Annotated in this window: 22 protein-coding genes and 1 tRNA gene; 3 read left to right on the plus strand and 20 right to left on the minus strand. The window is 68.7% G+C overall.

Annotation, left to right across the window (positions count from 1 at the left end; translation table 11 throughout):
- Positions 1 to 7 precede the first annotated feature (7 nt).
- From AC1D2H_RS11625 to pobA, 4 genes are read right to left on the minus strand one after another with little or no spacing between them, the layout of a single operon-like run.
- A complete protein-coding gene (locus AC1D2H_RS11625; RefSeq protein ID WP_478011039.1) occupies positions 8 to 1,174 on the minus strand; it encodes a lyase family protein in 1,167 nt (388 codons plus the stop codon).
- A 7-nt stretch (positions 1,175 to 1,181) separates the two neighbouring features.
- Positions 1,182 to 1,676 carry a peptidase associated/transthyretin-like domain-containing protein gene (locus AC1D2H_RS11630; RefSeq protein WP_477932132.1) on the minus strand — a complete coding sequence of 165 codons (495 nt, stop codon included), beginning with the start codon at positions 1,674 to 1,676 and terminating at the stop codon, positions 1,182 to 1,184.
- A 40-nt stretch (positions 1,677 to 1,716) separates the two neighbouring features.
- Positions 1,717 to 2,409, minus strand: coding sequence for a protocatechuate 3,4-dioxygenase subunit beta (gene pcaH / locus AC1D2H_RS11635; RefSeq protein WP_477932134.1), 693 nt, complete (start codon positions 2,407 to 2,409; stop codon positions 1,717 to 1,719).
- A gap of 26 nt (positions 2,410 to 2,435) precedes the next feature.
- Positions 2,436 to 3,602 carry a 4-hydroxybenzoate 3-monooxygenase gene (pobA, locus tag AC1D2H_RS11640; protein WP_477932136.1) on the minus strand — a complete coding sequence of 389 codons (1,167 nt, stop codon included), beginning with the start codon at positions 3,600 to 3,602 and terminating at the stop codon, positions 2,436 to 2,438.
- Positions 3,603 to 3,710: 108 nt separating this feature from the next.
- Between pobA and AC1D2H_RS11645 the strand changes: the two genes are divergently transcribed.
- Positions 3,711 to 4,592, plus strand: a complete 882-nt coding sequence (locus AC1D2H_RS11645) for a helix-turn-helix domain-containing protein (RefSeq protein ID WP_477932138.1) — start codon at positions 3,711 to 3,713, stop codon at positions 4,590 to 4,592.
- Positions 4,593 to 4,822: 230 nt separating this feature from the next.
- Positions 4,823 to 6,175 carry an amidohydrolase family protein gene (locus AC1D2H_RS11650; RefSeq protein ID WP_478011040.1) on the plus strand — a complete coding sequence of 451 codons (1,353 nt, stop codon included), beginning with the start codon at positions 4,823 to 4,825 and terminating at the stop codon, positions 6,173 to 6,175.
- A gap of 87 nt (positions 6,176 to 6,262) precedes the next feature.
- On the opposite strand, the gene AC1D2H_RS11655 is transcribed toward AC1D2H_RS11650, so the two are convergent.
- The 6 genes from AC1D2H_RS11655 to rsmB all read right to left on the minus strand — a co-directional run bounded on the left by AC1D2H_RS11655 (position 6,263) and on the right by rsmB (position 11,955).
- On the minus strand, positions 6,263 to 6,658 hold the full coding sequence (locus tag AC1D2H_RS11655) for a hypothetical protein (RefSeq protein ID WP_478011041.1): 396 nt from the start codon (positions 6,656 to 6,658) through the stop codon (positions 6,263 to 6,265).
- Between the two features lie 274 nt (positions 6,659 to 6,932).
- Positions 6,933 to 7,008, minus strand: a tRNA-Phe gene (locus tag AC1D2H_RS11660).
- 66 nt (positions 7,009 to 7,074) lie between these two features.
- Entirely contained in the window at positions 7,075 to 7,773 is a 699-nt protein-coding gene (locus AC1D2H_RS11665; protein ID WP_478011042.1) for a response regulator, read from the minus strand.
- Positions 7,774 to 7,779: 6 nt separating this feature from the next.
- On the minus strand, positions 7,780 to 10,068 hold the full coding sequence (locus AC1D2H_RS11670) for a sensor histidine kinase (protein ID WP_478011043.1): 2,289 nt from the start codon (positions 10,066 to 10,068) through the stop codon (positions 7,780 to 7,782).
- On the minus strand, positions 10,065 to 10,625 hold the full coding sequence (locus tag AC1D2H_RS11675) for a DUF4390 domain-containing protein (protein WP_477935255.1): 561 nt from the start codon (positions 10,623 to 10,625) through the stop codon (positions 10,065 to 10,067). The genes AC1D2H_RS11670 and AC1D2H_RS11675 overlap by 4 nt, the downstream gene beginning before the upstream one ends.
- Position 10,626: 1 nt before the next feature.
- Entirely contained in the window at positions 10,627 to 11,955 is a 1,329-nt protein-coding gene (gene rsmB / locus AC1D2H_RS11680; RefSeq protein ID WP_478011044.1) for a 16S rRNA (cytosine(967)-C(5))-methyltransferase RsmB, read from the minus strand.
- 43 nt (positions 11,956 to 11,998) lie between these two features.
- Here rsmB and folE point away from each other — a divergent pair, with 43 nt between their 5' ends.
- Entirely contained in the window at positions 11,999 to 12,694 is a 696-nt protein-coding gene (folE, locus tag AC1D2H_RS11685; RefSeq protein WP_477935259.1) for a GTP cyclohydrolase I, read from the plus strand.
- Between the two features lie 223 nt (positions 12,695 to 12,917).
- Here folE and AC1D2H_RS11690 read toward each other — a convergent pair whose 3' ends face one another.
- From AC1D2H_RS11690 to AC1D2H_RS11735, 10 genes are all read right to left on the minus strand, one after another.
- The gene (locus tag AC1D2H_RS11690) at positions 12,918 to 13,394 is read right to left on the minus strand and encodes a TlpA family protein disulfide reductase (RefSeq protein ID WP_478011045.1); all 477 of its coding nucleotides are present in this window, start codon (positions 13,392 to 13,394) and stop codon (positions 12,918 to 12,920) included.
- Positions 13,395 to 13,424: 30 nt separating this feature from the next.
- Positions 13,425 to 13,970: a LemA family protein gene (locus AC1D2H_RS11695; RefSeq protein ID WP_477935263.1), complete on the minus strand. Its 546-nt coding sequence runs from the start codon at positions 13,968 to 13,970 to the stop codon at positions 13,425 to 13,427.
- Complete coding sequence (gene queC / locus AC1D2H_RS11700) at positions 13,967 to 14,671, minus strand: 7-cyano-7-deazaguanine synthase QueC (RefSeq protein ID WP_478011046.1); 705 nt, start codon at positions 14,669 to 14,671, stop codon at positions 13,967 to 13,969. The genes AC1D2H_RS11695 and queC overlap by 4 nt, the downstream gene beginning before the upstream one ends.
- A gap of 44 nt (positions 14,672 to 14,715) precedes the next feature.
- A complete protein-coding gene (locus AC1D2H_RS11705) occupies positions 14,716 to 15,177 on the minus strand; it encodes an N-acetyltransferase family protein (RefSeq protein WP_478011047.1) in 462 nt (153 codons plus the stop codon).
- Positions 15,174 to 15,644 carry an MOSC domain-containing protein gene (locus AC1D2H_RS11710; protein WP_478011048.1) on the minus strand — a complete coding sequence of 157 codons (471 nt, stop codon included), beginning with the start codon at positions 15,642 to 15,644 and terminating at the stop codon, positions 15,174 to 15,176. Before AC1D2H_RS11710 ends, AC1D2H_RS11705 begins: the two co-directional genes overlap by 4 nt.
- A 368-nt stretch (positions 15,645 to 16,012) precedes the next feature.
- Positions 16,013 to 16,390, minus strand: coding sequence for a DUF7674 family protein (locus AC1D2H_RS11715; protein ID WP_478011049.1), 378 nt, complete (start codon positions 16,388 to 16,390; stop codon positions 16,013 to 16,015).
- A 15-nt stretch (positions 16,391 to 16,405) separates the two neighbouring features.
- The gene (locus tag AC1D2H_RS11720; protein WP_478011050.1) at positions 16,406 to 17,656 is read right to left on the minus strand and encodes a glutamate-5-semialdehyde dehydrogenase; all 1,251 of its coding nucleotides are present in this window, start codon (positions 17,654 to 17,656) and stop codon (positions 16,406 to 16,408) included.
- 29 nt (positions 17,657 to 17,685) lie between these two features.
- Positions 17,686 to 19,491 carry a hypothetical protein gene (locus AC1D2H_RS11725; protein ID WP_478011051.1) on the minus strand — a complete coding sequence of 602 codons (1,806 nt, stop codon included), beginning with the start codon at positions 19,489 to 19,491 and terminating at the stop codon, positions 17,686 to 17,688.
- Positions 19,492 to 19,573: 82 nt separating this feature from the next.
- Positions 19,574 to 22,399, minus strand: a complete 2,826-nt coding sequence (locus AC1D2H_RS11730; RefSeq protein WP_478011052.1) for a M16 family metallopeptidase — start codon at positions 22,397 to 22,399, stop codon at positions 19,574 to 19,576.
- A 333-nt stretch (positions 22,400 to 22,732) separates the two neighbouring features.
- Positions 22,733 to 23,716 (minus strand): AEC family transporter, encoded by a 984-nt coding sequence (locus AC1D2H_RS11735; RefSeq protein WP_478011053.1) that lies wholly within the window; start codon positions 23,714 to 23,716, stop codon positions 22,733 to 22,735.
- Positions 23,717 to 23,722 lie beyond the last annotated feature (6 nt).

Raw genomic sequence — 23,722 nt, forward strand, 5'->3', positions numbered from 1 at the left:
CCAGCGCTCAGTGGTTGTCTTCGCGAAGCTCGGCCAATTGCTGTGCTGCCAGCGCGGCGGCTTGGTGAACGCCCTGCTCAAGCTTCACGGGCTCAGGCAGTGCGCCGATGTTGGCGAGCATGCGAGCGGTATCCACCCGCAGCCCCGACATCGCGCCGCACAACGCCGCCAAGGCCGCATGGGCGCTGATCCACAGCCACGGCCATTCAGCCATCTCGGCCTGCCAGTTGCCCAGACCGCGCTCGTGCTCCTGATCCATGCAGGCCAGCAGCGCCGCCGCGCGCGCCGGGACACGCCTGGCGTTGGCCAACGCCAGCATCGCGCCGACCGGGTTGTGTTTGTGAGGCATCGCCGTGGAACCACCGCCCTGCTCTTCCTGCAGCTCGCCAACCTCAGCCTGGCTCATCAGCGCGAGATCGGTAGCGAGCTTGGCCAGGCTGCCGCAGAGCACTGCCACCGCCAGCCCCAGTCGCACCCAGTCGTCGCGTTGCGTGTGCCAGCAGCCCGATGACGCCTGCAGCTGCAGCGCCTTCGCCATGGCCTCGCGAACTGCGGGTCCGTGAGGTGCCATGGCCGCGAGCGTGCCGACGGCGCCGCCCAGTTGCAGCTGAAGGCTGGCCTGGGCCTGCGCCAGCAGATGCTTGCGGGCGCGCACCAGCGGTGCTGCCCAATTGATGCACTTGAGCCCGAAGCTGCTGGGTTGAGCCGGCTGCATCAGCGTGCGCGCCAGCACCGGCGTGCGCAGATGCCGCTCGGCCAGCCCGAACAGCATCGCGATCAGTTCCCCCAGACCGGCGTCGATCAGTTGCAGCGCTTCGCGTGTGGCCAGCACCATGGCCGTGTCCAGGACGTCCTGGCTGGTGCAGCCGAGATGGACGCAGTGCACGGCAGCGGGGTCCTTGCGGCCCACGGCCTCCTTCAAGCCCTGGACCAACGGAATCGCCAGACTGCCGGCGCGGCGGCCTGCCGCGGCGAGCGCGGGGATGTCGAAGTCGGCGACGCGACAGCAGGCCACGATGTGCATGGCCGCCGCAGCCGGAAGGAGGCCACAACCAGCCTGAGCGCGTGCCAGCGCGGCCTCGAAGTCCAGCATGTGCTGGACCAGGGCCTCATCTGAAAAGACTTCGCCCATGGCCTCGGGGGCGAGGAAGCGCTCGAAAAGTGGCAGGCTCATGGCACGCTCAGCAGTAGTCGAAGAAAACGGTTTCCGTCACCGGATCCCCCTGCAGGCGGATGTCCCAGCGGTAGCGGCCCTCGCCGGCGGGAACTGCCAGCAGGCTTGCGCGGCGATCAGTCTGCACCTGCGCCAGCAGCGGCGCCTCCGCGAGGCCCGCGTCATCTGCCAGGAACACCGCCGTTTGTTGATGGAGCCCCAGTCCCCGCGCGAACACGGCGACGTAGGCCGCCGGCTCACCGGCGTGCGGGCGCTTGGCGAGTGCCAGCGAGAACATGCCTTGATCGTCGGTCGCCAGGCGCCGGAAGCTCGGCATGCCGTCTGATGGTGAGCCTTCACCAGGCATCCAGGCTTCCACCCAGCCATCGTTCACCGGCGCGCCATCGCCGTCCAGCAGGCGGCCTTCGATGCACAGTGCCGGCAGGCCGCTCGGGGCACTGGCAGTGACCGCCCATTGCCAGGCTTCGTGAGGAAAGGGGCCGATCGTCTGGGACGGCGTCAACGGCTGTGCCGCGGGAGGGACTTGGCTCATCGGGCGCTCCTCAGAGTCCGAACGGCGTGGCGTTGCGCCCGCGCAGCACGATGTCGAACACATAGCCCAGCATCTGGGCACCGACAGTCTCGTCCAGGCTGAAGCGCGACACCAGGCGCTGGCGGGCTGCGGCGTCCTCGATGCTCTGGAAGATGGGGTCGTGGTCGAACAAGGGGTCGCTCGGGAAATACATCTGCGTGACCAGGCGTTGCGCCATCACGTTCCCGAACAGCGAGAAGTGGATATGTGCCGGACGCCAGGCCTTGTCGTGATTGCCCCAGGGATAGGGCCCGGGCTTGATGGTGACGAAGCGGTAGCGGCCCGTGTCGTCCGTCAGCAGCTTGCCGAACCCGAAGAAGTTGGGGTCCAGCGGCGCCGCATGCTGGTCCTTCTTGTGCCAGTAGCGGCCCGCAGCATTGCACTGCCAGACCTCGACCAGCGAGTTGCGCACCGGCCGACCGTCTTCGTCGGCCACGCGACCGGTCACGACGATCTTTTCCCCCAGCGGCTCGGACTGCCCGTGCTGCGTCAGATCGGCATCGGCAGCCCTCAGCAGGCCCGGCGCCAGCGCAAGGCCGCCACCGGTGACGGCCGGCGCCCTCACCCGCACGGCGGGCTGGGAAGGGCCGCGGGAACGGGTCGATTTGTACGGCGGGTAGATCAGGCGGGGGTGAGTCCCCTCGGTGACGCCGGGAAATTCCATGGATGTCTCCGTTTGATTCTTGACGCTCAGGTCGGCAGCCCGACGTAGTTCTCTGCAATGGACTTGCGCCCCGCCTCGGAGCCGAGCAGGTAGTCCAGCTCGGACTCCTGCATGCGGACGTCGAAAGGGCTGTGGTCGGGGAATTTGTGCAGCAGCCCGGTCATCCACCAGGAGAAGCGTTCGGCCTTCCAGACCCGCTGCAGGCAACGGGCGGAGTAAGCCTCGACACCGGCCACGTCGCCCTTGTAAAAATCGCACAGCGCCTGCCACAGGTAGCCGACGTCGGAGGCGGCCAGGTTGAGGCCCTTGGCTCCCGTCGGCGGCACGATGTGCGCCGCGTCGCCGGCCAGGAACATGCGGCCGCAGCGCATGGGCTCGGCGACGAAGCTGCGCAGCGGCGCGATGCTCTTCTCGATGGCGGGGCCGCACCTCAGCGCGGCGGCCGTCTCGACCGGCAGGCGGCGCTTGAGTTCGGCCCAGAAGGCATCGTCCGACCAGGCTTCAGCGCGATCGGTGCTGGGCACCTGCACGTAGTAGCGGCTGCGCGTCAGGCTGCGCTGGCTGCACAGCGCAAAGCCGCGCTCGTGCCGGACATAGATCAGCTCGTGGGCCACCGGCGGGACGTCGGCAAGGACGCCCAGCCAGCCAAACGGATAGACGCGCTCGAAGGTGCGCAGCTTCTCCGCCGGGATGCTGGCCCGGCAGACGCCGTGATAGCCGTCGCAACCGGCGATGAAGTCGCACTCGATCTCGCGCAGCTCGCCTTGGACGCGGTATTGCACGCGGGGCTCGTCGGATTCCAGATCCAGCACCTGCACCTCTTCAGCTTCGTAGATCGTGGGCCGGCCGGCGTCGGCGCGCGCCTGCATCAGGTCGCGCGTGACCTCGGTCTGCCCGTAGACCGTCACATGCTTGCCGGTCAGCGCCTGCAGATCGATGCGATGGCAACTGCCGCCCGTGCACAGCTCGAAGCCGTGATGCGGCAGGCCTTCGCGGTGCAAGCGCCCGGCGGCGCCACAGGCTTCCAGCAGGCTGACCGTGATGGGCTCCAACACACCTGCCCGAATGCGGCCCAGGACGTGGTCGGCGCTCCGCTGCTCGACGATGACGCTGTCGATGCCCGAAGCGCTCAGCAACTGCCCCAAAAGCAGCCCTGCCGGGCCGGCGCCGACGATGGCAACCTGAGTTCTCATGGTCTGCCTCCTGATCGCCCGAAGATTAAGGGTTCGCGGCCTCCGGGCTCAATGCACTGAGCAGGCATAGACTTGCATATTTCGAACATCGCCACCCCCTCGTTCGCGATGAAATCCCCGCTTCCGACCTATTCCATCTACGGCGAGCATGGCCGCGCGATGGACGTGGACTGGTTGCACTGCGAATCCATCGCGGAGCGCAGCCGGCTGCACGAGTGGGAGATTCGCCCGCATCGGCACGAGCTGCTGTATCAGCTCTTCTGGATCGAGAAGGGCCGGGTCGTGGTGAGCTTGGACGGCAGCGACCAGCAGCTGAAGGGGCCTGGCGTGTTGCTCGTTCCACCGCTGGTGGTGCACGGCTTTCACTTCGAGCCGAATCTGCGTGGCCATGTCGTCACCGTGCTGGCCCAGCATCTGACGAAGTTGCTGGCCGAGGAGCCGGTGCTGGAGCAGCGGCTTTCGCAGCCGCGCGTCCAGCAGCTCGACGCCGCTCAGGCTGCACTGGTCGCGGCCGCCATGCGGTCGCTGCGCGAGGAGTTCGGCGATGCGCAGGACTGGCGGTCACTGAGCGTCGACAGCGCCCTGATCCGGTTGCTGGTGACTTTGGGACGCTGCCTGACGGCACCGGCCGATGCGGCTTCGCCGCAAGGGGCGCGCAGCCTGCAGCATGTCCAGCGCTACCGCGCGCTGATCGAGGAGCGCTACCGGCAGCAGCCGGCGGTATCGGTGCTGGCGGCGGAGATCGGCATCACGCCCACGCAGCTGAATCGCGTCTGTCAGTCGACGCTGGGCTGCTCCTCGGTGGCCGTGCTGCACGCCCGGCTGCTGCTGGAAGCGCAGCGGGAGCTGGCCTACACGACGATGAACGTGAAGCAGATCGCCGATCACCTGGGCTTTGCCGATGCGGCCTATTTCACGCGCTTCTACCAGCGCAAGACCGGACTCGCGCCCACGCAATGGCGGGCCGCCTGCGGCAAGGTCAATGCCTGACCGAACCGCGTGCCGTGGCGAAGGCAACTCGACGCGCTGAAGATCGGGCGCACCGAGCCGTGCGACGGCGCGCTGTGGATCGGGGCCCATCGCCACTCCGACGGCTTTGAGGCCGCATTTCGGGCCCCGAATCCCGCACGGTGTCGCGCCGCCGTTGTGGTTGTGGCAGCCCTGGCTAGCATCGTTTCTCACCGCATTCCACACCGCGCACCACGCCCGTCTCCTCGACCATGCGTCATCTCATCGCCACCCTCGCGTTCTGCCTCGCCACGCTGGCCAGCTTTGCACAGGCCGCGCCGCCCATCGCCTTCGTCCACGTCAATGTCGTGCCCCTCGCGACCGACGGTGTCCTGCCCGACCAGACCGTCCTCATCGTCGATGGGCGCATCCAGGCCGTCGGCAAGGATGTCGCCCTCCCTGCGGGCGCAACGGTCATCGACGGCCATGGCACGGCTTATCTGTCGCCCGGCCTTGCGGACATGCACGTGCACTCCGACACGCGCGCCGACATGGCCGTCTACCTGGCCCATGGCGTGACCTCGGTGCTCAATATGGGCGAGGCCTCGAACGGCTTCGTTGGCCGCACCAAGGTGCGAGCCAATCGCGCCGAGATCCCCTCGCCGCACGTCTACACGGCCTTTCGCATCGACGGCACCCCGAGCTATGGCAGCTTCGTGGTCACCACGCCCGACGAGGTGCGCGCGTCCGTGCGTCTGGCCAAGACCAATGGCCACGACTTCATCAAGGTCTACAACGACCTCACGCCCGAAGTGTTCAGCGCCCTTGTGGACGAGACCCGGCTGCAAGGGCTGCCCATCGTGGGCCACGGCGTCACCCGCGTGGGCCTGCGCAAGCAGCTCGCCGCGGGCCAGCTCATGGTGGCGCACGCCGAGGAGTTCCTCTACACCGTCTTCGACATCGACACGTCCAAGGACGACAACGCCGCGCCCGACGACGCGCAGATCCCTGCGGTCGTCGAGATGGTCAAGCGCAGCCAGGCCTTTGTCACCGCCGACCTCGCCACCTACGGGGCAATAGCCCGCCAATGGGGCAAGCCGGCCGTCGTGGAGTCGTATCTGAGGGCGCCCGAATCGCGTTACGTCTCGCCGCAGGATCGCATCGGCTGGAAGCTCGCAGGCTATGACAGCCGCACGGGCAGCCTCGACAAGCGTCTCGCCTTCCTCGCGCGCTTCGTCAAGGCTCTGAGCGACGCCGGCGTGCCGCTGATCACGGGCACCGACGCGCCTTCGATACCGGGCATGGCACCGGGCTTTTCCCTGCACGATGACATGGACCGCCTCGTCGCGGCTGGCCTGTCGCGCCAGCAGGTCCTCGCCGTCGCGTCACGCGCGCCGGGCGAGATGGTGTCCCGAGCTTTTCCGGCTCAGACGCGTTTCGGCACCGTGGTGCCTGGATCGCGCGCCGACCTGGTGCTGAGTGCGGGCAATCCGCTGGACGGCTTGGCGACGCTGCGCCAGCCGCTGGGGGTGATGGCGGGCGGGCGGTGGTACAGCCAGGAGGAATTGCAGGGCCTGCTGCTGGGGGTTGCGCGGCGCTACAAGGAGGCGGGGTTTCCGGAGTGAGTGAATCACGGCTGGCCTTGCTCGCCGGGCCTGCCAGGCACCCATGGTGCGCCGATGATTTCAGCTGTTGGGGCGAGGTGGGCCCGTTCAGCTCGCCGCTTCAACTTCGGCATGCGTCCTGTGCTCATGCCGAGCGCACAGCATCGCTGCCAATTGTTCGGGCACGTCGTTGTCAAAGCTCATCAGCAGTTCGGAAGACTGGCCCGCGGCAACGGCCTTCAGGACTTCAGCCACGCAGGTCTTTTGCGCGTCGGTGGCCGGCTGCTTGAGCTTGGCCTCCAGCAGCGCCAAGGTCTCGTCGCGCATGCGGGCTGAGCCCAGGACATGCCAGGCGTAGTCGACTTCGTAGCGCTCGACGGCGTCCTTCAGGCTCTCGCCATCCAACCGGGACTCTTGCGCAAAGAGGTTCAGCGTGCGGGTGCAGAGGGTCTTGGCGACGAGCGCCAGCAGTTCGTCGTGCATGGGGGTGTTTGCAGCGGCCATGGGTGGGTCCTTGATAGAGCACTCAACCCACGGGATCTGGAGTTGCCGAAGGTCCATGGGCGGACCTGCGCAGAGGTTGGCGTCTGGGCACCAGGGGCGGAATGCTCGGGATCGGTCGGACCGATCCCTCGGCCTGCGCGCAAAGCGCTCCGGCCCGTGGCTGGCGCCACGTCCAAGGCAGTCCACTGGACTGCCTTGAGCGAACCACTCGGTGGTTCTCATCCGCCCCAAACCCCCAAACGCAAACGGCACCCCGAAGGGTGCCGTTCTTGTCTGGTGGCCTGGGGCGGAATCGAACCACCGACACGCGGATTTTCAATCCGCTGCTCTACCAACTGAGCTACCAGGCCTTGATCTGTTCGTGAACGGCTAGCGCCGCTCAGCGAAGTCCATGACTATAGCACAGCGTTTTTGGCTCAGGCGCCGCTGCCGCGCTTGTTGCGGCTCAGGTCGACGCCCAGTTGCTTGAGCTTGCGGTAGAGGTGGGTGCGCTCCAGGCCGGTCTTTTCGGCGACGCGGGTCATGGAGCCGTTTTCCTTGGCGAGGTGGAACTCGAAGTAGCTCTTCTCGAAGGCGTCGCGAGCCTCGCGCAGAGGCCGGTCGAGCTCGAAGCTCTGCTCGGACGCCAGCGAGTTGCCGGGCATGTGGCTGTTGCCGGCGAGGCTGGCCGGCGCCGCCTGCAGCCCGGGGTTCATCTCGGGGCGGGCATAGCTGGGCAGGCCGGCGACGGCGGGCGCGGGGCGCGGCGGGGCCGTCTTGACCAGCGCCTGCTCGACGGCGCGCAGCAGCTTCTGCAGCGTGATGGGCTTCTCGAGGAAGGCGATGGCGCCGAACTTGGTCGCCTCCACCGCCGTGTCGATGGTGCCGTGGCCGCTCATCATGATGACGGGCATGGTGAGCAGGCCGGCGCTGCCCCATTCCTTGAGCAGCGTCACGCCGTCGACGTCGGGCATCCAGATGTCGAGCAGCACGAGATCCGGGCGCATGCGTTCACGCACTGCCCGCGCCTGAGTGGCGTTCTCGGCAAGCTCAATGGTGTGTCCCTCGTCGCTGAGGATTTCGGACAGCAGAGCACGAATGCCCAGCTCGTCGTCGACAACAAGAATCGTGGCCATGAATCCTTAGGTCTTGGCGGCCTGCCCACCGGGCTCGGTGGCAGGCGCCAGATTCGAAAATGATAGCGAAACTTGCGCCCCGATCACGACAGCCTCCTGTCCGCTTTCAAGGGGAGAACCCGCATCGGAAGCCGGATGCAGGTTGCGCAAGGAGATCCGGGCGCCGTGTTCATCGGCAATTTTCTTCACGACGGCCAGGCCCAGGCCGGTGCCTTTGGCCTTGGTCGTCACATAGGGTTCGAAGGCGCGCTTGAGCACTTTCTCGGCAAAGCCGGGGCCGTTGTCGATGATGTGCAGGCGCACCGAGCGGGGCGTGCCAGTGTCGTTCATCGACAGCGAGGAGCGCACGGTGACATGGCCGTCGACGCGGTCATGCACGGCGTCCAGCGCGTTCTGCACGAGGTTGTGGATGACCTGGCGCAGCTGGCTGGCATCGCCCTTGATGAGCGGCAGGCGGGGTGCCATCTCGGCGGTCAGGCGGCCTTTCTCCTGCGGCTCGGCGTAGAGGCTGAGCACCTCGTGGATGAGGGCGTTGAGGTCCAGCGGGTGCAGCTGCGCGGAGGGCAGGCGGGCGTAGTCGCGGAACTCGTTGACGAGCTGCTTCATCGCCTGCACCTGGTTGACGATGGTGGCCACGGAGCGCACCAGCATGGCCTGGTCGGCGCCTTCGAGCTTGGCTTCGAGCTTGTGCTGCATGCGCTCGGCCGAGAGCTGGATGGGCGTCAGCGGGTTCTTGATCTCGTGGGCGAGGCGGCGCGCGACCTCGCTCCAGGCAGCGGAACGCTGGGCCGACACGACCTCGGAGATGTCATCGAAGACGAGCAGGCGGGCGTCGTGCGGCAGCGGCGCGCCGCGCACCAGCAGGGTCAGCGGGTCCTGCTTGGGGTCGAGCTGGAGCTCGAAGGAGTCCTGCCAGAGCTCGCGGTCCATGTCGCGCTCGCCGCTGTCGCGGCCGATGTGCTGCTCGAAGCGCTGGTCCAGCGACGCGGCGAACTCGGCGAGGCCGGGCACGTCGGCCAGCGGCCGGCCCACGTAGGCGGACAGCGGCAGGCGCAGGATGCGCGTCGCGCCGGGGTTGACGGTTTCGAGGCTGCCGTCGGCGTCGATGACGAGCACGCCGGCGGTCAGGTTGTCGAGGATGGTCTGCAGATGGGTGCGGGCGGCGTCGAGCTCGGCCACGGTGCGCGAGACCTGGGCGCGCGCGTCGGCGAGCTGGCCGGTCATGTCGGCGAAGGAGCGCGTCAGACCGCCGAGTTCGTCGCGCGAGGCGAGCACCGGGCGCACGGAGAGGTCGCCCAGGGCGACCTGGCGCACGCCGTCGGCCAGCATCAGCAGCGGCCGCGCGAGCTGGTTGCCGAGCGTGACAGCCAGCAGCAAGGCCGCGAAGGTGGCCAGAATGAGCACCAGCGTCAGCGTGCCGAGGTACATGCGGCGCAAGCCGACGCGCTCCAGCGAGCGCTGCTGGTATTCGCTATTGGCCGTCTGCACCGCCAGCGCATTGGTCAGCATGCTGGGCGGGATGCGCTGGATGACCATCAGGTAGCGCTCCCCCAGCCCCAGGCGCAGCTCGGAGTTGGGCAGCAGCGCCAGCGTGCGGATCTGGGCGCTGCCTTGCAGGGCCGCGGCCTCGTCCTCCAGGCCTTCGAGCTGGCTGGCCACGTTGCCGCCACGGGCCTGGCGCAGCATGGTGCCGCTGGGGCGGTCGGGCGTCAGCTGGCGGGTGTCGCCGCCGCTTTCCAGCAGGATCTGGCCGTTGCCGCCCACCAGCGCGACGGTGCGGGCGCCGAGCTTGTCGCGCACCCGCTCCAGGCCGATCAGCTGGGGCGTGCTGCTCTCGGAAAGCTGGTCGGCGGCATCACGCGTCTTGGTGCCGAGGTCGGCCACCATGGCGTCCAGCGTGCCGCGGCCGAGGTTGAGGCCGGCCTCCAGCGCGCTGGCCAACCTGACGTCGAACCAGTTCTCGATGCTGCGGTTCACGAACTGGTAGGAGACGGCGTAGATCATGACGCCGGGCACGATGCCCACCAGCGCAAAGATGGCGGCCAGCTTGAACAGCAGCCGGCTGCCGAAGCGGCCCTGGCGCACGCGCACGACCAGGCGCACCGCGGCCGTCAGGATGACCAGGGTCAGCACCGCGGCCACACCGACGTTGACCCAGTAGAGCCAGTGGTAATGGCGCTCGAAGAAGCCGCGTTCTGAGGTGGTGCCGACGATCAGCACGAAGGCCAGCACGCCGATGACGCCCGTGAGGGTCACCAGGGTGATGACCCAGCCCCAACGCGCAACCTTCGTCATTTAAGGGAGAAATCGGGCGCGAAATTGCGCTTTTGATCGATGTTGAGCGCAAAACCCGACTGCAGGCCGATCTGCATGGGGCGCGGCAACTGGGTCACGTCGAGCTTGTAGCTGAACTCGAGGTAGTAGCTGCCGCTGTCCTCGATGTCCTTGGGCTCGGCGATGCGCCAGGCGCTCTGGCCGCGCAGCACGGTGAGGGCTTCGTCCAGCGTCGCGAAGCTCTGGTGCAGGCCGCCATTGGAGACGCGGTACTGCCGGGTCAGGGACTGCCAGGCCAGCCGCCAGGTGCGCTCGGCGCGGGCGACGCGGGCGTCGCGCCAGTACCAGCGGTTGCGCAGCACGGTGGCTTCGACGACGAAATACAGCGGCACGCCCTTGTGCAACGCGTCTTCGGCGGCGTGGCTGAGCTCGAAATGAGTCGTGAAGCTCAGGTCCAGGCCGTCATCGGCACGGCGCGTGGCCAGCTGGGACAGCTCTATGCCCTCGGCCTGCGCCGGCCCGGGGGTCAGGGCGAGCAGCGCGGCGAAGAAGGCGGCGATGGCGATCCGGGCGAACAAATCAGGGTTTGGTCAGCAGGGCGTAGAAGAAGCCGTCCAAGGGCGGCAAGGGTTGCAGGGCATTGTCAGCCAGGGGGAGCAGGTGCCCCGTGAACCCGGCCACGGCGTGGGACTTCGCGTCAGTCTGGCGTTGCAAAAACGCGTCGAGCTGGGCCTGGCCCTCGGCGCGGAAGACGGAACAGGTCGCGTAGACCAGCCGGCCGCCCGGCGCCAGCAGCGGCCACAGGGCGTCCAGCAGCTCGGCCTGGATGCGGGCCAGCGCGGTGATGTCGTCGGGCCGGCGCAGCCAGCGCACGTCGGGGTGGCGGCGCACGATGCCCGAGGCGCTGCAGGGGGCGTCGAGCAGGATGGCGTCGAAAGGCTGGCCGTCCCACCAGGTGGCGGTCTGGCGGGCATCGGCGGCCTTCAGCGTGGCGGCCTGGCCGAGGCGGTTCAGCGTGTCCTGCACGCGGGTCAGGCGGGTGGCGTCGGCGTCCAGCGCGGTGAGCTGGAGGTCGGGCTGCAGTTCCAGCAGGTGGGCCGTCTTGCCACCGGGTGCCGAGCAGGCGTCCAGCACCCGGGCGCCGGATTTGAGGCCGGCGCCGACGACGAGTGGAGCGGCAAGCTGGGCAGCGGCGTCCTGCACCGACACCAGGCCCTCGGCAAACCCGGGCAGGGCCGACACGGGCACGGGCTTGTCGAGCACGACGGCCTGGGGCGTGGGGGCGCCCAGGGCTCGCGCGGCAATGCCGGCGGCGGCCAGGCGCTCGACGTACTCGGCGGCACTGGCGCGCTGGGCGTGCACGCGCAGCGTCATCGGCGGCGGGCGGTTGTTGGCGGCCAGGATGGCCTGCCACTGCGCCGGCCAGTCCTGGCGCAGCTTCTCGACCCACCAGGCGGGGTGGTTGAAGGCGCCCAGCGGGCTGCGCTCGGCGGCGACGACGACGGCCTCGCGCTCGCGCAGGAAGCGGCGCAGCACGGCGTTGATGAAGGCCGCGCTGGCGGGCGCGCGCTGCTTGGCGGCCTTGACGGCCTGGTCGACCAGCGTGTGGTCGGTGTAGGCGGGATCGGGGTCGGGCCAGAGCAGGGCCAGGGCGGTCAGCAGCAGCGCGTCGACGCGCGCCGGCGGCGCCTTGGGCGCCAGCTGCTGGCGGGCCGCCTCGGCGCCCCCCAGGCGGCGCAGCGCCGTGAAGGCCAGGGCCTGGGTGCCGGGGCGCAGGTCGGCCGGCACGCGGGCCAGCAGTTCGGTCAGGGACTTGCCCTCGCGCACGCCCTGCACCGCGTCGGCGGCCTGGGACAGCAGCCGGTGCAGCGGGGCGCTCAGACCGGCCGATTGGGGGCTTTGGGACATGGGCGGAGTGTAGAAGTGGGCTTTCGGCCGAGAATCCGCGCCCATGAATGCACCTGCCGCCGACGCCCCCGTCTCCGAACGCATCCGCTACCGCCTCGTGTCGGCCGGCTGCCGCCACCACGCCAACGACAACATCGCCGCCTATGTCGAACCCGGTGAGCTGGACGCGCTGCAGGCCGAGGTGCAGGCGCGCATGCAGGACGTGCTGAAGAGCCTGGTCATCGACACCGACAGCGACCACAACACCCAGGAGACGGCCAAGCGCGTCGCCAAGATGTTCGTGCGCGAGGTCTTCGCCGGCCGCTATGTCCAGGCGCCCACGGTGACCGAGTTCCCCAACATCAGCCGCCTCAACGAGCTGATGATCGTCGGGCCCATCACGGTGCGCAGCGCCTGCTCCCACCACCTCTGCCCCATCATCGGCAAGGTGTGGATAGGCATCATGCCCAACGAGCATTCCAACCTGATCGGCCTGTCCAAGTACGTACGCCTGACCGACTGGGTCATGAACCGCCCGCAGATCCAGGAAGAGGCCGTCATCATGCTGGCCAATGAGCTGGAGGGCCGCGTCAAGCCCGACGGCCTGGCCGTCGTCATGGAGGCCGACCACTTCTGCATGCACTGGCGCGGCGTCAAGGACATCGAGGCGGCCATGACCAACAGCGTCATGCGCGGCGCCTTCCTGACCGACCCGAACCTGCGGCGCGAGTTCCTGTCGCTGATGCCGAAGAAGTCGTGAGCCCCTCGTCCAGCCTCGCTCTGCTGAACGCAGGCGAGCCTGACCGGGACCACGCTGCGGCCGGAGTCCGCAGCGCTTCGGCAGGCACGGCGAGTCCTCAGGACTCACCATGTCCGGCCTCAGCCCCCGAGGGGACGGCGATGCTCGCGGCGTCGAGCCGCGAGCACATCGCCCGCCGGGCCGGCTAGGGGCGGCCCGGCGCTCGGCCCGAAATCATTCAGGACTACGGCAGGAGCCCGGCCACGTCGTCCCAGGCCTCGGGCGCGATGCGCCCGGCATGCCGCGCGACGATGGCCCCTTTGGTGTCGATGACAAGGGTCAGCGGCACGGCGGCAGGTGCCGCCAATGGCGCGCCGAAGATCAAGTCACCCGACCACAACGCCGGCATCGCCGGGCCGTTCTTCTCGATGGCCTTGAGCGTCTGCAGATAGGCCAACGCATTGGCGCGATCGCGGTCGGTGCTGATCAGCACCAGCTCAAAAGGCTTGCCGCGCCAGCCCGCCGCGTTGGCGCGCAGTTCCGGCATCTTCTGTATGCAGGGCGTGCAGTCGGTGTTCCAGAAGAACAGCATGACGACCTTGCCGCGCAGGGCGTCCAGGCTGAAGCGCTGGCCATCCAGCGTGTTGCCGTTCAGCCGCGCCGGTTGGGCGGCGGCGGACAGGCTGACGAAGAGCAGGAGGGCGGTGATGAGCGGACGCATGCCGCTCAGTCACGCTGGCGACGTTCAACCTTACAGTGAACGCGCCTCGCTGAAGCCGTAGAGATTCGCCAGCACGCGCGTCGGGAACTGGTGCAGCGCCTCGTTGTACTGGGCCACGGCCTGGTTGAAGACCTGGCGGGCAAAGGCGCGCTGGCGCTCGATGAGCTTCAACTCGCTGACAAGGCCGTCAATCTCGGTCTCGCTGCGCAGTTCGGGCTGGTGGTCCAGCAGGGAAAGCAGCCGGGTCAGCGCCGCGGCGTGCAGCGCGCTGGCCACGGCCAGGCTGCCGACCGGGTCGGGTGCCCAGGGCTTGGTGCGCGAGGCCTGGGCCGCGGCCTGGGATTCCGCCTGAGCGCTGGCCAGCGCGTCGAAGGTGGCCTGCTCGCTGGCCAGGCGGGGTGCGACGGCCGCCAGCAGCTTGTCGCAGACCTCGCTGCGGTCCTTCAGGTGGGCATCGAGCTGCACAAAGGCTTCACCGATGACATTGCGCAGCGACATCAGCCGGTTGTAGGCGCCCACGCCCCAGAAGAACAGCAGCGCCGCCCCGGCGACGCCGGCCCAACCCCAGATCGTCATGCCGCCGCCCGGTAAGCAGCGAAGCCATTGGCCCGCAGCGTGCAGGCCGGGCAATGGCCGCAACCATGGCCCCAGTCATGCAGCTCGCCGCGCTCGCCGAGGTAGCAGGTGTGGGTGTCCTCGACGATGAGCTTCACGAGAGCCGCACCGCCCAGGCTCTCGGCCATGCGCCAGGTGGCGGCCTTGTCGATGAACATCAGTGGCGTGTCCAGCGTCATCGGCGTGTCCAGGCCCAGGCTGAGCGCCACCTGCATCGCCTTCATCGTGTTGTCGCGGCAGTCCGGGTAGCCGGAGAAATCGGTCTCGCACATGCCACCCACCAGCACCGAGGCGCCGCGGCGATAGGCCAGCGTCGCGGCAAAGGTCAGGAAGAGCAGGTTGCGGCCGGGAACGAAGGTGTTGGGCAGGCCATTGGCCTGCAGCTCGATGGCCCGCTCGCTGGTCAGCGCCGTGTCGCTGATCTGGCCAAGCAGGGAAAGGTCGAGCAGATGGTCGGCGCCCAGCTTGCCGGCCCAGTGCGGGAACTGGCGCGCGATCTCGGCGCGGACCGTGTTGCGGCAATCGAGTTCGATGCGGTGGCGCTGGCCGTAGTCGAAGGCCAGGGTCTCGACTTCGGCGAAGCGGTCCAGGGCCCAGGCCAGACAGGTGGTGGAGTCCTGGCCGCCGGAAAACAGCACCAGCGCTTTGCGGTTGTCGATCATGGACGGAATGCTACCCGGGCAGGCCTTGCCGACGAGGCGCGTTGCTAGGGGCTGGCAACCAGAAGCTCCAGCACCTCGTCACCGTTGTCGTCAAAGCTGCCGGTCGACACCCAACCCTGCTGGCGATAGAAGCTGTAGGAGCGCACCGCGGGGTCAGGCGAGCAGCCGAGAAAGAGGCGCTGGTGGCCGGCTTGGACAAGGACGTTCACAACCAGCGCCAACAGGCGTTTGCCGATGCCCCGACCTTCGTAGGCGGGCAGCAGCGCCAGCACCACCACCTCGCCGGTGGACTTGTCGCCAAAGCAGTAGCCGACGATGGCGGCTTCATCGGTGCAGACAAAGCCAGGCAGCTCGCCCGCAGCCACAGCACCCGCCCAGGACTCGGCCGTGATGCCCATGGCCTCCAACTGCGCGACCGAGATGGCGTTCTCGCGGGTGAGGCCGCGCAGGGTCACGCAGGCGGGAGCGTCGGCGGCGGTGGCGGGGCGGAAATGCAAAGGACTCACCCGGTTGAAGCCGGAAGGCCGATCGCCGCGCCACGCTCGATGACGCCGCTCGACAGCACATCGGCGCGCAGTCCGCCGCGATGCACAAACCGCTTCACGACCTGGGCGGCAGTGATGTCGGGCGATGAAAGCGCGTTGCCCATGCCCAGGCAGGGCTCGCACAGCTCCACGCCGCGCAGCCTGACCTCGCCGATGCAGAACTCGGCACCAACAAGATCGTTGAGCTTCACGCCGCGCGTCAGCAGATTGCGGTGGGTGATGGACAGGTCGTCGCCGCTCCGCTGCTCGCGCACGAAGGCCTCGACTTCCTCGATCTCGATCAAGGTCAGGTTCTGGCCGGGCTCGTCGTGGCGGCCGAAGTAGCGGTCGCCTTCGATGCCGGAGCCGGCGACGACGCGGATAGACGCCTGCTCGAGCTGGGCGCCGCCCGGCGTGGGCGAGGTGAAGATGCGTTCGACAACGGTCATGGCTGGCTCTCCCGTCCAGGCTCGGAGCGGTGATGCTAACTTTGCCGAGGGCGCGCTAAGGGCAGTTCGGCTGTTTCATCGCTCCCCCTTTGAGTCCCGCCGAGGAGCGCAAGGAGCTTGAGGCCGCGTGCGTCAGCACGCTTCAAGCTCTGACTCCGCGCAACTGTTTGACCAGAGCGTAGCGGCGGGAGTTTTGCGCGGGGCCTCAAGTTCTGCGCACCGCAGGGAACCCCTCGCTTGCGAGGGGCGGGCGGTTCGGGGGCGACTCTTTGCCTTCTTTCTGGTCGCTCAGAAAGAAGGTCGCCCGCCGGGGCGAACTCCCGGCTGGGCCTCTCGCGCCAGCCACGTCATCGCGTGGACAAGAAAATCTACGGATCGCGTCTATGAAAGTCTGAGTAGAGCTGCTTGAGCTTTGGAGGCAGGTGTTGCCAGTAAGGAGCGCACTTCACGCTGGCAACCTGCCAGAACAGGTTCTCTACGAAGGACGTGTCGACGCAACCCTGAACAGATTCTGAGCCCTGAAAGAACGCTCGCTCCATGAAGCGAAGCAGCGGCAGATGCACGGGGCAGGGAACCTCGCGCGCGATCTCTGCGTTGAGCGCGTCGGCCAAAGCCTCGAACCACGCGTATTCGAAGTCGGCATCGAGCGAGTCGCCCCAACGCTTCTCGTGGAAACGATCGGCCGACGCCGAGATCGTCGGAAATTCCTGCCGCACCGCAAGGTACAACTCCCTGTCAGTGTCCATCGCCGATGGCCCTCGTCAGCCCCTCACCTCACCCTGCCCCAACACCACCCACTTCATCGACGTCAGCCCCTCCAGCCCCACCGGCCCGCGGGCGTGGAATTTGTCGGTGGAGATGCCGATCTCGGCGCCCAGGCCGTACTCGAATCCGTCGGCAAAGCGCGTGCTGGCGTTGACCATGACGCTGGCCGAATCGACCTCGCGCAGGAAGCGCATGGCGTTCGGGTGATTCGTCGTCAGGATCGCATCCGTGTGATGCGAGCCATAGCGGTTGATGTGGGCAATGGCCTCGTCCAGCGAATCGACGACCTTGATGCTGATGATGGGCGCGAGGTATTCGGTGGACCAATCCTCTTCGGTCGCCGGCACGGCGCCGGGCACCAGGGCCAGCGTGCGCAGGCAGCCGCGCATTTCCACGCCCTTGGCCTTGAAGATGGCCGCGATGCGCGGCAGGAACGCCGGCGCCTGGGCCGCATGCACCAGCAGCGATTCGGTGGCGTTGCAGGGGCTGTACTTCTGCGTCTTGGCGTTGTCGACGACCCTGAGCGCCTGCTCCAGATCGACCTCGGCGTCGACATAGCTGTGGCAGTTGCCGTCCAGGTGCTTGATGACGGGCACCTTGGCTTCGGCGCTGATGCGCTCGATCAGCCCCTTGCCGCCGCGCGGGATGATGACGTCCACCCATTGCGGCGAACTGATCAAGAGCCCGACGGCGGCGCGGTCCGTCGTGTTGACGAGCTGCACGGCCGCGCGCGGCAGGCCGGCTTCTTCGAGCGAGGCGCCAACGATCTCGGCCAGCGCGAGGTTGGAGTGGATGGCCTCCGAGCCGCCGCGCAGGATGCAGGCGTTGCCGCTCTTGATGGCCAGCGACGCAGCCTCGATGGTCACGTTGGGGCGGCTCTCGTAGATCATGCCGAACACGCCCAGGGGCACGCGCATCTGGCCGACGCTGATGCCGGTGGGGCGGCGCTTGACGCCGGTGATCTCGCCGATGGGGTCGGGCATGGCGGCGATCTGCTCGCAGCCTTCGGCCACCGTGGCCAGCGTCTTGGCATCGAGCTTGAGGCGGTCGCGCAGCGGGCCGCTGAGCTCGGCAGCGCGCCCCAAGTCGCGGGCATTGGCCTCGGCGAGCACTGGGCCGGCCTCGCGCAGGCGGCGGGCCAGGGCCAACAGTGCGGTGTTCTTGGCGGCCGTCGGGGCGGCGGCCATGGCGGTGGCGGCGGCGCGGGCGGCGCGGCCGAGGTCGTCCATATAGGCGGGCAGGCTCATGTCCGCCATTTTCGTCGACGACCCTTGGCCTAGAGCTTCGTAAGGTCTGGCCCGCCCTCCGTGCCGAACCAAGCCTTGCTCAATGCCTGGCGAGCGCTCTTCTCGGCCGCCGCGTCGCCACGCTTCTTGTAGACCTCGGCCAGGGCCGCCAGCGCCCAGCCGTTGTTGCGCACGCGGGCGAGGGATTCCCGCAGGGCCTTCTCGGCCTCGTCCAGCCGCCCCTGGCGCAGGCGCACGGCGCCAAGGGACTGGCGCACCGGGTAGTACCAATAGGCCGGCTCGGTGTAAGCCAGGCCTTCCTCGATGGCGACGGCTTGCTCGAAGGCGGCAGCCGCACCGGCGAGGTCGCCCTGGGCATCGGCCAGGCGGGCCGTGGCAACCAACCGGGCCGTCTGCGTGATGGCCTGGGCCGGGATGCCCCAGGCGTCGAAGGGCTTGAAGTCGGCGCCCTTCTCCAGCGCCGCGATGGCTTCGATCTCGAGCCGGGCCGCGGCGGCGTCATGGCGAGCGGCCTGGGCCAGCGCTCTGGCGTAGTGGTACATGACGCGCACCAGCACCAGGTCGTCGGGCGGCGCAGCCAGCTTCAGGATGACGTCGGGCGCGCTGAACTGGGCGTGCGTCGTGTAGGGCGCGGCCTTGACGGGCTGCATGATGGGGAAGGCCTTGACGACGTCGACGGGCATGGAAGCGTCGAGCTTGGCCGCGGCGTCGATGGCCGTCTTGGCCGCGCCTCCCATCTGCGCCGACACCATCAGGAAGTGGATGTTGTGCGGGTAGTAGGCCGAGCGGTAGAGGGGGTCGGACGGCGAGGTCTTGAAATAGGCCTCGTCGACGGCGATGGCCTGCACATTGGCCTCCAGCGACTCGCGGTACAGGCCGACGCGGTAGTAGATGTGGGCCGGCATGTGCACGATGTGGCCGGCGCCAGGCATCTGCGCGGCCAGGCGGCGCGCGGGCTCCAGCGCGCGCTCCGGCCGCGTCGAGGCCTCCACGGCATGGATGTAGAGATGGATGGCGCCGGCATGGTTGGGGCGGCGCCTGAGCACGGTCTCCAGCGCGGCCACGATGTCGGCGGTGCGGCCCTTCGGCTTCGCGCCAGCGGCTTCCCAATAGTCCCAGGGCTGGGTGTCCATGGCCGCCTCGGCATACAGCACCTGCATCAGATCCTCGCCGGGGAACTGGGCCGCGACGCGCTTCATCGCGTCGGCATAGGCGGCGTCCAGCGGCGCGCGATCCTGCGGCGGCTCGGCCGCGTAGCGCTGCTGCAGGGCCTCGATGAGGACACGCTCGCGCGGCGGCAGCTTGTCCTTCAAATTGACGGCGCGCTGCAGCGCGGCCCAGGCGGGTGCGTTGGCCTCGGCCTGCATGGGCACATTGATGTTGGGGCCCAGCACCAGGGCTTCGCCCCAGAAGCACAGGGCACAGCCGGGGTCGAGCTTCTGCGCGGCCTGGAAGGCGCGCTGGGCCTCGGCGTGATTGAAGGCGAAGGCCAGGCGCAGACCCTGGTCGAAGTAGGCCTGCACCTTGGGCGAGGCATGCTCGAGCTTGAAGCTCATGCGGCCCAGGTCCTTGTAGACCGGCACGTCGCCCGGCGCGGCCTTCATGGGCGCGGGCTGGAAGGGCGCCGTTTCGGTCTTGGGCGTGGTGGCGGCTGCCGCCAGCAGGGCTTGCAGCAGCACGGGCTGGCCAGATGCCGTTGGCGCGCAGACACCACCGGGCGCGCTCAGCAGCGGGTCGAAGCCCGCAGCCGTTTCCGCACTGCTGGCGAGGGCCCCGAGGCCCACGGCCATGAGTGCCTGCAGCAGGCGGGTGATGGGCGGTTGACGTAGACGCATGCGGCCTCCAGCCCAGGCAAGGGCCCGGAAGGGCATGCTGGCACCGGCGGGGCCGGCGCGCAATCCGCAATCCGTATTCCGGCTAGGGCTGGGGCTTGCCCTCAGCGTCACGAATCTCGGCCTTGCGGCCGATGGCCTGCAGCTGCGGCACGATCTTGGCCTTGTCGCCCACCGCCACGACGATGAGTTGAGCGGGGTCGAGATGCTGCTGCGCGGCCTTCAGCGCCGTGGCGGCGGTGACGGCGCCGTACTTCCTGGGCAGGTCGGTGATGGCGTTCAGCGGCTGGCCCGCCGACCAGTTGCCCGCATAGCCGGAGACGACGGCGAGGTTGGTGTCGAACAGGCCCGGCAGCGACAGCAGCTGGGCATTGCGCACGCGGTTCAGCTCGGCCGCGCCCATGGGCTTGGCGCGCATGGCCACGATCTCCTTCCACATGTCGACCAGGGCCGGGCCCGTCACGTCGGTGCGCACGCTGCCGCGGATGCCGAACTGGCCACGCTCGCGGCCCATGGTGTAGCCCGAGCCGACGCCATAGGTGTAGCCCTTGACCTCGCGCAGCTGGTTGTTGATGCGCGACGTGAAGAGGCCGCCCAGGGCCGCGTTCATGACCTTGATCGCGGCGGCATCGGGTGTGGCGGCGAAGGGGCCGGGCGAGACGACGGCCAGGGCCGTCTGCGGCGCACCGGGCTTGTCGACGACGACGGTACGCGCCGCCACCGGCTTGGCCGCCGGCAGGGGCGCCGCGGGCGCGGCCTCGCCGCTCGGCTTCCAGGCGCCGAACAGCGGCTCGACGAGGGCTCGCAACTCGGCCTCACTCAGGTCGCCGGCGACGACGAGAGCCGCACGCTCGGGGCGGTAGTGGCCCTGCCAGAAGCCTCGCAGCGCGGCCGCGTCGATGGCCTTGATGCTGGCCTCGGTGCCCAGCGCATTGGGGCTTAGCGGGTGGCCCTCGCCATAGACGACGCGGTTGCCGACGGCATTGGCGAGCAGCGGCGCCTGCTCGCGCGTCTGCGCCAGCGCGGCCAGCCGCTCGGCCTTCTGGCGCTCGATCTCGGGCGCGGCAAAGGCGGGGTTGAGCACAAGGTCGGCCAGCAGGGCCAAGCCCTCCTTGGCGCCGGCCTTGAGGCCCGAGAAATCGATGCGGGCCTCTTCGCTGCCGGCCTGGGCGTTCAGCGTGGCGCCCAGGGCGGCCACGCTTTCGGCGATCTGCTGGGCGCTGCGCGTCGTCGTGCCTTCGGGCAACATGGCCGCGGTGAAGCCGGCGAGGCCGGGCTTGTCCGCCGGGTTGGCGCCCTGGCCGGCGCGCACCGCCAGGCTGGCACTGACCAGCGGCAGCCCGGGCTTGGAGGAATAGATGACGGTCAACCCGTTGGCCAGCGTGAAGCTCTGCGCGGCCGGCAGCGTCAGCGCCTTGGCCTTGGCGGCACCGGGCGGCTTGTTGCGCCAGGGCTCCAGGGCGTTCAGCGATTCACGCTCGCCCTTGGCGACCTTGGTGGGCGCGGGCGGCGTGGCCACCTCGGGCGGCAGCACCTGGTCGCCCGGCAGTGCCTGCACGACGACGCGGCGGTCCTTCTTCAACCACTGCGCAACGGTGGCGCTGACGGCGGCCGGTGTCGTGGCGGCATAACGCGCCAGGTCCTTGCCGACAAAACCGGGGTCACCGGCCATCTGGTTGTAGTGGTTGACCAGGTCGGCCAGCGACGTGACCTTCTCCATGCGCTGCAGCAGCTGGGTCTGGATGGTGGCGCGGGCCTGGCCCAGCTCGGCTTCGGAAGGCGGCGTGGTGGCCAGCTTGGCGATCTCGGCATCGACCAGCTTCTCGATGTCGTCCAGCGACGCGCCAGGGCGGGCGACGATCTCGATGTTGAACAGCGAGCTCAGCGACTGCGAGTCCTGGCCCACCTGCACGCTCTGCGCGAGCTGCTTGTCGCGCACCAGCAGGCCGTAGAGGCGGCTGGCATTGCCGCCACCCAGCACATGGGCGGCCACGTCCAGCTCGGCGTCGCCGACGGCGAACATCGACGGCGTGTGCCAGGCCAGGTTCAGGCGCGACAGCTCGATGCGGTCGGTCACGACGAGGCGGCGCTCCTTCGTGATCTCGGGCGTGGCGACCTTGACCTCCGGCACCTTGGCACCGGCCTTCAGCGACCCGAAGTACTTCTGCACCAGGACCTTGGCCCGCGCGGGGTCGAAGTCGCCGGCCAGCACCAGCGTCGCGTTGTTGGGCCGGTAATAGGTGCGGGCGAAGTCCTTCACGTCCAAGAGCCGGATGCCCTGGATGTCGGCATGCGAGCCGATGACGGCGGCGCGGTAGGGGTGGCCGGCGGGGTAGAGGGCCTGGTACATCGCCTCCTCGACGATGCCATAGGGGCGGTTCTCGAAGCTCTGGCGGCGCTCGTTGCGCACCACGTCCTGCTGGTTGGCCAGGGACACCGAATCGACCTCGTCGATCATGTAGCCCAGCATGTCGGACTTCAGCCAGAGGCCGAGCTCGAGCTGGTTGGACGGCAGCGTGAAGAAGTAGTTGGTGCGGTCGAAGTTGGTCGAGCCATTGCTGTCGGTGCCGCCGGCGGCGTCGACGAACTTGTCGAACTCGCCGCGCGGGATGTGCTTGCTGCCGGCAAACATCAGGTGCTCGAACAGGTGGGCGAAGCCGGTCTGGCCATTCGCCTCATTGCGCGGGCCGGCATGCACCCACAGGTTGAAGGCCACCAGCGGCAGGCGGTGGTCCTCGACGAAGATGACCTCGAAACCATTGGCCAGCGTCAGCTTCTCCTGGCGCACGGCGAGCTGGCCGGCCTCGATGCTGACGGCGCCCAGCGGTGCCGCTTCAATGGGCAGGGCGGCCGAGAGCGCACCGGCCAGGGTCAGCAATGCAACGAGACGGCGGGGAGCGGGAGCTTTCATTCGTTGGTTCTCTCGGACACGATCAGGTGAATTGGGCTTGCGCGACACACCACGCGACAAGTGCGGTAAGTCAGTTGGCAGCGATCCTGCAGACGACCCGACGTATTTGGGCCGAGCGCTGGGCCGCTCCCGAGCCGGCCCGTCTGGCGATGTGCTTGCGGCTCAATGCCGCAAGCATCGCCGTCCCCTCGGGGGCTTCGGCCGGACCCATTGCGCCCAGTGGGCGCGATGTGCCTGCCGAAGGGCTGCGGCGCCTGCCGCAGCGCGGTCTGCAAGACCGACCAGGCGCGCCTGCGTTCAGCGGCGCGGGACTGGGCGAGGGGCACTTCATTGTTACCAAGGCGACAACCATGCCAGCAAGGCCAGCCACAGCGGCGCCGTGGCGACGTAAAGAACGGTGGAGAGGACGGTGGCGGCCGTGACCTCGGGCTCCATGGTGCGGTAGCGCTGCGCGAAGATCAGCGCGTTGGAGCCGGTCGGCAGGGCGGCCAGCATGACGATGACGGCCAGCGGCATGCCATTCAGGCCCAGGCCCCAATGCGCGACGCCGAGGACGACGGCCGGGATCAGCAGCAGCTTGGCCGTCACCAGGCCGGAGAGGCCGTGCCAGGACTTGGGCCAGCCGTAATAGGCCAGCGACATGCCGATCAGCGTCAGGCACAGCGGCACGACGGCCGTGCCGAGGTTCTGCAGCACTTCGTCCAGCACCGCGGGGATGGGCCAGCCGGTGACATGCCAGGCCAAACCCGCCAGCACCGGCAGCACGACGGGATGGATGACGGTGTTGCGCACCGTCTGGGCCAGCGTCGAGCGGAAGCTGCGCGAATCGCGCCCGCGGGCCACGTCCAGCTCGACCAAGGCCGTCAGCAGCGTCAGGATGGTCAGCGAATGCAGGCTGACGACGGCGATGTGGATGGCCAGGCCGCGCTCGCCGAACACGCCGGCCGCCACCGGCACCCCCACCTGCAGCGTGTTGCCAAAGCCGGCCGTGATGGCCTTGACGCTGGGCGCCGTCACCGCCTCGCCGGGCTTGCGGCGCCAGCGTTCGAACAGATAGATCAGCGTGACGACGACCAGCACCGGCACGAAGAAGGCAAACAGAAAGGCCCAGGGCAGCGTCGCCGTGTCCAGCCGCGCCGTGGTGCGGAACAGCAGCGCCGGCACGAAGATGTAGAAGGCCGCGTTGGCCAGCACGCGCGCCGGATCGCTGTCACTGCCGGCCTCGCCGCCGCCCAGCCAGCGCATGCGGCCGACAGCCCAGCCGATGGCAACAGCGACCAGGATAGCTACCAGCTTCGCCGCAATCGCCCAGCTCATGCTTTG

Source organism: Roseateles sp. P1_C1_2 (assembly GCF_056406535.1).